The sequence below is a fragment of the Kineococcus vitellinus genome, from assembly GCF_009906315.1.
GTDB classification, from domain to species: Bacteria; Actinomycetota; Actinomycetes; order Actinomycetales; family Kineococcaceae; genus Kineococcus; species Kineococcus vitellinus.
The window spans coordinates 1-1,830 of record NZ_JAAALL010000496.1; the positions used below are offsets into that span (position 1 = coordinate 1).

At 80.1% G+C, this 1,830-nt stretch carries 1 protein-coding gene and 1 pseudogene; both read left to right on the plus strand.

Annotated elements, in window-relative coordinates; genetic code table 11:
- Positions 1–558, plus strand: a pseudogene (locus GTQ99_RS22795) (hypothetical protein); the annotation flags it as partial.
- Between the two features lie 4 nt (positions 559–562).
- A partial coding sequence (locus GTQ99_RS27320; RefSeq protein ID WP_166617952.1) for a histidine kinase occupies positions 563–1,830 on the plus strand: 1,268 nt, incomplete at its 3' end.

Consider the following 1,830-nt stretch of genomic DNA (forward strand, 5'->3'; position numbering starts at 1 on the left):
GGGCTGAGCGAACGCCTGTCGCCGCGGCGGATCGGCCTGCTCACCCGCCCCGGTGAGCAGCACCCCTGCCTGGCGGTGCTGGAACTGGCCCGGCCGGTGGCGGCGGAACCCGCGCCCCGCTTCGAGCGCACCCGGGTCGGCGACGCCCCGCAGGACGCGTGGGCCGTGCTCGCCGAGCAGGACGTCGTGCCGGCCCGGCTCCCCGACGCCTCGCTGGCCGCCTCCCCCGGCGACCGGCCGACCGAGGCGGCGCGGGACCCGGAGGAGGACCCGGTGGGAGACGCGGGCACCGCCGTCTGGGCGGAGGCGGCCCGCACGGCGCTGCTCGGGCGCGCGGTGCCCACCCCGCAGGTCCCGGTGGTGCACCTCACGGAGCCGGGGCGCGTGCCGCGCGTGGACGACGTCGGTGCCTGGCTGTGCCGGATGCTGCGCATCTGCCACGACAGGCTCCCCGACGACGAACCCGGCGGCCCGGACCCGGACCCCTGGCCGCCGCCGCGGCAGGGCCCGGAGTCGGGCTCGGCGCCGATGCACCCGACCGCGACGACGGAGGGGTGAGCCCGTGCCCGCACGCACCCGCCCGGCGGGCCGGCCGACGCGCTCCCCGCGGGCGCCGCGGCGCGCCCTGCCGGCGCCGTGGACGGACACCGCGCTGGCGCTGGTCCTGGCGCTGGTCGACCTCACGACCTTCTCCGCGGTCCTGCCCGCGGGCACGTGGTGGCAGCCCGCCTACCTGCTGCTCGGCTTCGCGGCCCTGCCCTGGCGGCGGCGGGCGGCGGGAGCGGTGTTCGCCGCGGTCTGGCTGCACCTGCTCGGCGCCGTCCTGCTGGTGCCGCAGCACCTGCCCGTCCTCGCGCTGCTGCTGGCGCTGGGCACCGTCGCCTCCCGGCGGGGACCGCGGGCGGCGGCGGTGGCCTCGCTGCTGGCGGTCGTGCTCTACGTGCCGGCCTCCACGGCCTCCGAGGTGCGCAGCGGCGACCCGGTCGACCTGGTGCGCGCCTCCGCCACCGTGGCGGTCCTGTTCGTCCTGCTGCTGGGCAGCGTGACGGGCCTGGGGCTGTGGACGCGCCGCGGGCGCCAGCGCGTCACGGCGCTGGAGGCCCAGCGCGAGCGCGCCGCGCAGGAGGCGGTGACCGCGGAGCGGCACCGGGTGGCCCGCGAGCTGCACGACGTCGTCTCGCACTCGGTGAGCACCATGGTGCTGCAGGCGGCCGGCGCCCGCCGCGTCCTCGCCGCCGACCCGGCGCGCGCCGGCCGCGCCCTGGCGGAGATCGAGGGCCTGGGCAAGGAGTCCATGAGCGAGCTGCGGCGCCTGCTCGGCGTGCTGCGCGACGGAGCGCTGGTCGAGGGCGGGCTCGAGGAGGCCGAGGACGCCGAGGAGGGCGCGCTGCGCCCGCGCCCGGGTCTGTCCCGGCTGCCCGAGCTGCTCGACGCCTGCCGCGGCGCGGGGCTGCACGTGCGCCACGAGGTCGTGGGCCGCGCCGCCCCGCTGGACGGCAGCGTCGACCTCTCGGCGTACCGGGTGGTGCAGGAGGCGCTCACCAACGCCTGCAAGCACGCGGGCGCCGGCACCGCCGTCCGGGTCCGCGAGGTGTGGTCGCAGGCGTCGCTGCTCGTCGAGGTCGTCGACGACGGCCGGGGCGCCGGTGCGGCCGTCGGCGGGCTGTCCACCGGGCACGGGCTGCTGGGCCTGCGCGAGCGGGTGCGCGCCGTCGGGGGCCGGCTGGAGGCGGGCGCGGTCCCCGGCGGCGGGTACCGCGTCGGGGCCCTGCTGCCGCTGCGGCTGGAACCGGCCCCGGACCACCGTCGGGCGCGGGCGGGCGCCCGGTG